The 7,173-nt window shown below is 39.0% G+C and carries 8 protein-coding genes and 1 rRNA gene; 2 read left to right on the top strand and 7 right to left on the bottom strand.

Annotated elements, in window-relative coordinates; genetic code table 11:
• The first annotated feature begins 31 nt into the window (after window positions 1–31).
• On the top strand, window positions 32–883 hold the full coding sequence (gene panC, locus QQK09_RS18900) for a pantoate--beta-alanine ligase (RefSeq protein ID WP_284205754.1): 852 nt from the start codon (window positions 32–34) through the stop codon (window positions 881–883).
• Window positions 884–1,002: 119 nt separating this feature from the next.
• Window positions 1,003–1,383 carry an aspartate 1-decarboxylase gene (panD, locus tag QQK09_RS18905; protein WP_284205755.1) on the top strand — a complete coding sequence of 127 codons (381 nt, stop codon included), beginning with the start codon at window positions 1,003–1,005 and terminating at the stop codon, window positions 1,381–1,383.
• 85 nt (window positions 1,384–1,468) lie between these two features.
• Here panD and msrQ read toward each other — a convergent pair whose 3' ends face one another.
• The 7 genes from msrQ to rrf all read right to left on the bottom strand — a co-directional run bounded on the left by msrQ (window position 1,469) and on the right by rrf (window position 7,014).
• Complete coding sequence (gene msrQ / locus QQK09_RS18910) at window positions 1,469–2,071, bottom strand: protein-methionine-sulfoxide reductase heme-binding subunit MsrQ (protein WP_284205756.1); 603 nt, start codon at window positions 2,069–2,071, stop codon at window positions 1,469–1,471.
• Entirely contained in the window at window positions 2,071–3,099 is a 1,029-nt protein-coding gene (msrP, locus tag QQK09_RS18915) for a protein-methionine-sulfoxide reductase catalytic subunit MsrP (protein ID WP_284205757.1), read from the bottom strand. The genes msrQ and msrP overlap by 1 nt, the downstream gene beginning before the upstream one ends.
• 89 nt (window positions 3,100–3,188) lie before the next feature.
• Window positions 3,189–3,848: a tRNA (guanine(46)-N(7))-methyltransferase TrmB gene (gene trmB / locus QQK09_RS18920; RefSeq protein WP_284205759.1), complete on the bottom strand. Its 660-nt coding sequence runs from the start codon at window positions 3,846–3,848 to the stop codon at window positions 3,189–3,191.
• Complete coding sequence (locus QQK09_RS18925) at window positions 3,845–4,618, bottom strand: ABC transporter permease (protein WP_284205760.1); 774 nt, start codon at window positions 4,616–4,618, stop codon at window positions 3,845–3,847. Before QQK09_RS18925 ends, trmB begins: the two co-directional genes overlap by 4 nt.
• Window positions 4,611–5,531 carry an ABC transporter ATP-binding protein gene (locus QQK09_RS18930; RefSeq protein WP_284205761.1) on the bottom strand — a complete coding sequence of 307 codons (921 nt, stop codon included), beginning with the start codon at window positions 5,529–5,531 and terminating at the stop codon, window positions 4,611–4,613. The genes QQK09_RS18925 and QQK09_RS18930 overlap by 8 nt, the downstream gene beginning before the upstream one ends.
• A gap of 17 nt (window positions 5,532–5,548) precedes the next feature.
• Complete coding sequence (gene hpt / locus QQK09_RS18935; RefSeq protein WP_348532722.1) at window positions 5,549–6,082, bottom strand: hypoxanthine phosphoribosyltransferase; 534 nt, start codon at window positions 6,080–6,082, stop codon at window positions 5,549–5,551.
• A gap of 816 nt (window positions 6,083–6,898) precedes the next feature.
• Window positions 6,899–7,014 (bottom strand): 5S ribosomal RNA (gene rrf / locus QQK09_RS18940).
• Between the last annotated feature and the right edge of the window lie 159 nt (window positions 7,015–7,173).

Genomic DNA, 7,173 nt, shown 5'->3' on the forward strand with positions numbered 1-7,173 from the left:
GATAAGCGATAGATAGATTAGGTATAGAAAAATGTTAGTGATTGATTCTCCTTCTGAATTGCGTGAAGCGATTAAACAGTTAAAACAGCAAGGTAAAGCGATAAGCTTTATCCCAACGATGGGTAACCTGCATAGTGGCCATATAGAGCTCGTTAAACAGGGACAGAAAGTTGCGCCTATTACTGTTGTCAGTATTTTTGTTAATCCGATGCAATTTAACAATGCTGACGATCTGAATAATTATCCAAAAACATTAAAGGCTGATTGCCAAGCACTTCAAGCAGCGGGTGTTGATATTGTATTCACCCCAAGTAGTGAGGTTATCTACCCTAACGGTTTAGCAGCACAAACCTACGTAGAAGTACCTGGGTTATCAGATTGTCTAGAGGGCGAACTGCGCCCAGGCCACTTTCGTGGCATGAGCACCATTGTTAACAAACTATTTAATCTAGTACAGCCGGATTATGCGTGTTTTGGTGAAAAAGATTTCCAACAATTAGCTATCGTTAAACAGATGGTCGCAGATATGGCGATGCCTATTGAGATTATTCCTGTGGCAACGGTACGAGAAGCTTCTGGCTTAGCGATGAGTTCACGTAATAACAAACTCTCTGAAGAAGAAAAACTAACTGCGCCATTATTAGCAAAAGTGATGAATAAACTCGGTGATGATGTAATCAATAACACCACACAACATTCTTTGTTAATTCATGATGCTTGCCGAGAATTAGAAACTGGCGGTTTTGATACTGACGCCATTCATATTGTTGATGTTTCGACATTACAGGCCGTTACTTCAGAAACAAAACAAGCAGTTATATTGATGGCGGCCTTTTTAGGCGCAACCCGTTTAATTGATAATAAAGTAGTTACCTTAAATTAGCAGCGCAACCTTGAAGGTTTACTTCAAAGGAGCATTTGCACCGTTAAAGAATTTACTTTATAGTCGCATTCTTGCTGAAAAAATCAGCAAATATTTAAAATGAATAAGAAAGGTTTTGTATGCAAAAAACATTGTTGACTGGCAAGCTTCACCAAGCGCGCGTAACACATGCTGAATTAAATTACGAAGGATCATGTGCAATTGACCAAGACTTTCTTGATCAATCGGGTATTTTAGAATACGAAAAAATCGAAATCTATAATATCGAAACAGGTGGGCGTTTCTCTACTTACGCTATCTCTGGTGAGCGTGGTTCAAAAATAATCTCTGTTAATGGTGCAGCAGCACGTATGGCAGCGGTAGGTGATCGCGTTATTATTTGTGCTTACGCAAGCATGAATGAAGAAGAGATTGCAGTGCATAAACCAAGCTTGGTTTATTTAGATGCGGATAACAATATCGTACGCACAAGTAAAGATGTACCAATGCAAGTTGCTTAGTTTTAAGTAGTTTGATGCACACTAAAAAGCCCAATAACAGTTTTCTGTTATTGGGCTTTTTGTTATTGCGAATAAAACGAGGTAATTAGCGCCGTTTAAAGAGTGATAGAAAGTAGGGTTTACGCTCAAACAGTAAGAAAACACAAACAGCTAAATAGATACTTGCTTCAATTAATCCTGATTTTACAGACCAATAATAATGAATCGTCGCAAATAATAGTGCCCAGTAAACAAAACGGTGCAAAGTCAGCCAATTTCGCTTCATACTTCGCTTAATGGCATTAATAGAGGTAATACTCAATAGCAGTAGAATGACCCATGTAATCGCACCAAGGCTTAAATAGGGACGCTTAACAACCTCATCAAAGAATAACAGCAGATGCCAATCTAACTCTAACCAAACAAAGACAATTAAGTGTAAACATACCCACGCAAAACTATACAAACCTAATAAACGCCGTACGCGAATCAATAAAGGCTGCTTAAAGCGCTTTATTAATGGGGTCACTAATAGAGTAAGAAATAAAAAATTAAGTGACGTTTTCCCCAGAAAATGAATCATCTCCTTAACTGGATCCGCACCTAGGTGATCCTGTTCAACCAAATAGGCGAGCCAGATAAAAGTTGCTAGGGCTGACAGATGTATCAGCCCTTTCAAGTAAAAAATTCCTCGAGGTGAAATTTTCATTAATAGTTTCTTTTCAGATCGAGGTTTTTATAAAGATGCGCAACTTCATCGGCATAACCATTAAACATCAATGTTTCTTTACGCTTTTGCGCAAATACACTGCCCTCGCCAATAAAGCGTTCAGTAGCTTGGCTCCAACGCGGATGATCAACACTAGGGTTTACATTGGCATAAAAACCATATTCTGAATGAGCAATTTTCTTCCACGTATTTATCGGCTCTTTATCCGTTAATGTAATACGTACAATGGATTTAATGCTTTTAAAGCCATACTTCCATGGCACCACTAAACGAATAGGTGCACCATTTTGTGGTGCTAAAGTTTTGCCATATAAACCAACAGAGAGAAGAGTGAGTGGATTCATTGCTTCATCTAAGCGTAATGCTTCTACGTAAGGGTAATCGATACCACCACCGATTCGACGCGATGCTTGACCACGCATCTGTTCTTCATCATGCAAGGTTTCAAAGCGCACATATTTTGCAGATGAAGTTGGTGAAACAGATTTTAATAATGCAGCAAGGGGGAAGCCTAACCAGGGAATATTCATCGACCAAGCTTCAACACAACGCATGCGATATAAACGTTCCTCAATATCGAATGTTTTAAGCAAGTCTTCATAATTTAATGTGATAGGTTTATCAACCATGCCATCAATCGTTAACGACCAAGGATCAACTTTAAACTGCTGTGCAAATTCAAAGGGATCACCTTTACCGGTCCCAAATTCATAAAAATTATTATACTGCAGGATTTTCTTTTCAGGTGTTAGCGGGGTTAATGCTTGGTAGTTTGGAGGACTGCTATAGTTTAATGGCGTACGCTGAAAAAGCAGGCCACTATTATCAGGCGCATCGGCATCACTAGAAAAAGCATCAAATAATCCCGCTTGAGCAGCAGGAATAAAAGGGATCGACGCAAGCCCAATGCCAAGCTTTTTTAATAAAGAACGACGTTCGATATAATGAGTTTCACTGGTTAAGCTTGATTCTTTTAAATCTGATTTAGCCGTGTTTTTGATCAGCATAGTATATCCCTTTATTCACTCGGTTTAACTTTCTCTATGAGAATAGAACGAATAAAGGGAAATTAAATTTCAATTAACGACTATTTATATTATTTTAATGTAGAAGTTAAACGCAAAGAAGTCTGCCCACTTGCCCAGTATTTACGTTCAAAAGGCGTTATAGCACTATCAGCATGATAACCTTCTACCTTCGATTCTTGCCCCGCTAAGCTCAATGCTCGAGCAAACTCTTTGATATAAATGTCCCAATTACTACGTAGTTCTAACTCACCACCTAATGTAATGATAGAGGGAAATACTGCACTACCATGCCAACGACGTTGTAAATGTTTCGACTTCGGCCACGGGTTAGGATAAAGCAAATAATGATGTGAAAGCGTCCAATTTGCTTCGACCGCTAAACGCCAAAAATCATTGAGGTTCACTTGCAACAAACGATAATTATCAACGACATCAAAACCGTGTTTTGCTAAACGATCCGCCGATTTATCCATTCCAAGTACAATAGCTTCAGGATGTGCTTTCGCTAAATGATAAGTACTTTCACCGACACCACAGCAAGAGTCGAAAATAATTGGCTTACCCTGCTGCTCAACCCATTTTTCGATCTCTCTAAAGGCTTCTAAGGTATGCGTTTGATAAGGTTTACGAAATGGATGCTGTAAATGCTTAAGCACCACCCCATCTAATTGTTCATTTAAACCTTCTTGGTTACTCGTAATAACACGAGAATTACCTAATTCACTCATGAGCGGATACCTATTCCTTTACTCAGTAAAATAGCTACTAAGCTATATAAACCAACAATAAATGCTGTAATAACTGAAAATGACCAGACTAATGAGACATCAGCAACGCCTAAAAATCCATAGCGGAATGCATTAATCATGTAAAAAACAGGATTAAAATGCGACACTGATTGCCAAAATTCAGGCAGTAAATTGATCGAGTAAAACACACCGCCAAGATAAGTCAGTGGTGTTAAAACAAAAGTTGGAATAATACTAATATCATCGAATGTTTTAGCGAAAATAGCGTTCAATAATCCGCCAATTGAAAACAGTACTGAAGTACAAAGCACGCTTAATATTAATATAAACATATTAAAAATATGTAGGTCTACAAAGAACAGAGAAACACAGGTAACCATGAAACCAACCATTAACCCACGTGTGACACCACCACCAATATAACCCCAAATAATCACGTAATTAGGGACTGGTGCAACAAGTAACTCTTCTACATTACGTTGAAATTTAGCACTGAAAAAGGAAGAGGCTACATTCGAGTAAGAGTTAGTGATAACAGACATCATGATCAAACCTGGTACGATAAATGACATGTAATCAAAGCCATTCATCTGCCCAATACGAGAGCCAATTAAGTTACCAAAAATAACAAAGTACAGGCTCATGGTGATAACGGGTGGCACTAAGGTTTGCACCCAAATACGTAAAAAACGGTTAGTCTCTTTACGCCATATGCTCTTAAGAGCGACTAAATAACTAGGATTAAACATTTTTCGCTCCTTTTTCAACAAGTTCGATGAAGAGTTCTTCTAAACGATTAGCTTTATTACGCATACTGTTAACACGAATACCTTGCGCACTTAACTCAGAAAAAACTTTATTCAGCGACTGTGCTTTGTCAATCTCAACCTCTAATGTCACTTCATCAGTTTGTTTAATACTGAATGCATCACTACTTGGCAAATGTGTTGGAGGATCAACATCCAGAATAAAGGTCTCGGTACCAAGACGCCCGAGTAAAGACTTCATGCTAGTGTTCTCGACCAAACGACCTTTATCGATGATACCGATATTTCGACACAGCATTTCAGCTTCTTCTAGATAGTGGGTGGTTAATATAATGGTAACGCCCTGCTGATTGATTAGCTGAAGAAACTCCCACATAGAGCGACGCACTTCAATATCGACACCCGCGGTAGGTTCGTCCAGAATCAGTAAACGAGGCTCGTGCATTAAAGCACGTGCAATCATTAAGCGACGCTTCATACCACCAGATAGTTCACGAGAAGGCTGGTCGCGCTTCTCCCATAGGTCTAATTGCTTAAGATATTTTTCTGCACGCACAAGCGCTTCTTTACGCTTAATCCCGTAGTAACCTGCTTGGTTAACTAATATCTGCAAGGGTGGCTCAAACTGATTAAAGTTGAACTCCTGCGGGACTAGTCCAATTTGACTTTTAGCCTGCTCTAATTGAGTATCTAAATCGTAACCAAAAACAGTCACCTTGCCAGCACTTTTATTGACTAGCGATGAGATGATACCTATCGTAGTCGATTTACCTGCGCCATTAGGACCTAACAGTGCATAAAAATCTCCTTCTTGAACCTGTAATGAGATCCCTTTAAGAGCTTCTACGCCACCTTTATAAATTTTCGTAATACCTTTTAGATCGATTGCATACATGCTGTGTACAGCCTTAATTAAGTAAAACTAACGTAGCCAATGTAAGGGAGGTTACGGTAAAACTGAGCGTAATCGATCCCATAACCAACAACGAATTTATCTTCAATAGAGAAACCAATCCAATCAACATCCACTTCAACTTCACGACGTGAAGGTTTAGTTAATAAAGTGCAAATGGCAAAAGATTTTGGATCGCGTAAAAGTAGCATTTTTTTAATTTTAGTTAATGTATTACCCGTATCGATAATATCTTCAACGATTAAAACATCACGCCCTTTAATATTTTCCGAAAGCTCTTTTAATATTTTCACATCACCTGAACTTGCTGTACCGCTACCGTAACTTGACGTTGCCATGAAATCTAGAATCACAGGAACCGTAATTAAACGCGCTAAATCCGCTAAAAATATAGCAGAGCCACGTAATAAGCCAATCAGCACAAGACCATCCGTATCTTTATAACGCTCATTAATTTCGTTCGCCATCTCTTGGATGCGAGTCTTAATCTCTTGCTCAGAGATCATAGTAGTAACGATGTGGTTTGGGTTCATGGAAAACTCCAGTAAATAAATTAGCCGCAAATTATATCACTAAATGAGATTGCCTAAAGCTTCAAAAGTAAAGAGAACAAAAATGATACACTATTTTGACGTTTAATTTTAAATTAATGCAATAATAACAAATGCTTAAACAATAACTTATTATGATTTCTTAATGTTTTTTATTTTCTATAATGGCTAATTGTATAAAAATATTGAGCTGGATAGCCTTCAGGGGCGACAGGGAGAAGAGCGACATAGTTTTATCTTTGGGATATTTTTTGATTCGCAGAGTCGCGTGATGATATGCGACACAACTTATGAATTGTCGCTTCACGATATTCACCTGCTATTGCATAGTATGAATACCACTGCCAAGCAACTATTACCCATGTTTGAGTAGTCATTGCTTCAACATGCTAAAACCGTGGGTCGGTCTTTAGGCGGTCAATTGTGCGAAGCCCGATATGTATTTTCTCTTTGGGAATTTATTGATACGCAGAAGCGCTTGGCGATGGGTGAACATTCCTCATGAACCATCGCTTCGCAATATTCGCCCTACTATCCCATGATTTGATACTGCCTACTGCAGACTGTCCACCTTCCCCATGTGAGAGTAGGCCCCATTTATCAAGTGGCTAAAACGAAAAAATCCCTGCTGACGTGAGTCAACAGGGATGTTTCGTATTAGGCGCTTGGCGATGGGTGGACATTGCTCGTTACCCTTGCCTGTCGGCAAACTCGCCCTACTCTCGAGTAGGTCATCATAAATCAACAGAATTAAAAAAACCCAGTAAGAAAAGACCTACTGGGTTTGTTTAATTAGGCGCTTGGCGATGACCTACTCTCACATGGGGAGACCCCACACTACCATCGGCGCAACTGCGTTTCACTACTGAGTTCGGAAAGGGATCAGGTGGGACCACAGCGCTATTGTCGCCAAGCTAAAAAGTTAATTAGAAAAGCTGTTTTGTTCTTGAATTCGTTCGTCTTTAATCAGGCTTTGTATTAGTAAAATACGTTACGCAAGCGTATATATTTTTATGTCTTCTTTGACAAATCTTGGTAAACACTACAAAACTCTTAGAGTTTGTATGGTTAAG

The sequence above is a fragment of the Psychromonas marina genome, from assembly GCF_030161115.1.
GTDB lineage: Bacteria > Pseudomonadota > Gammaproteobacteria > Enterobacterales > Psychromonadaceae > Psychromonas > Psychromonas marina.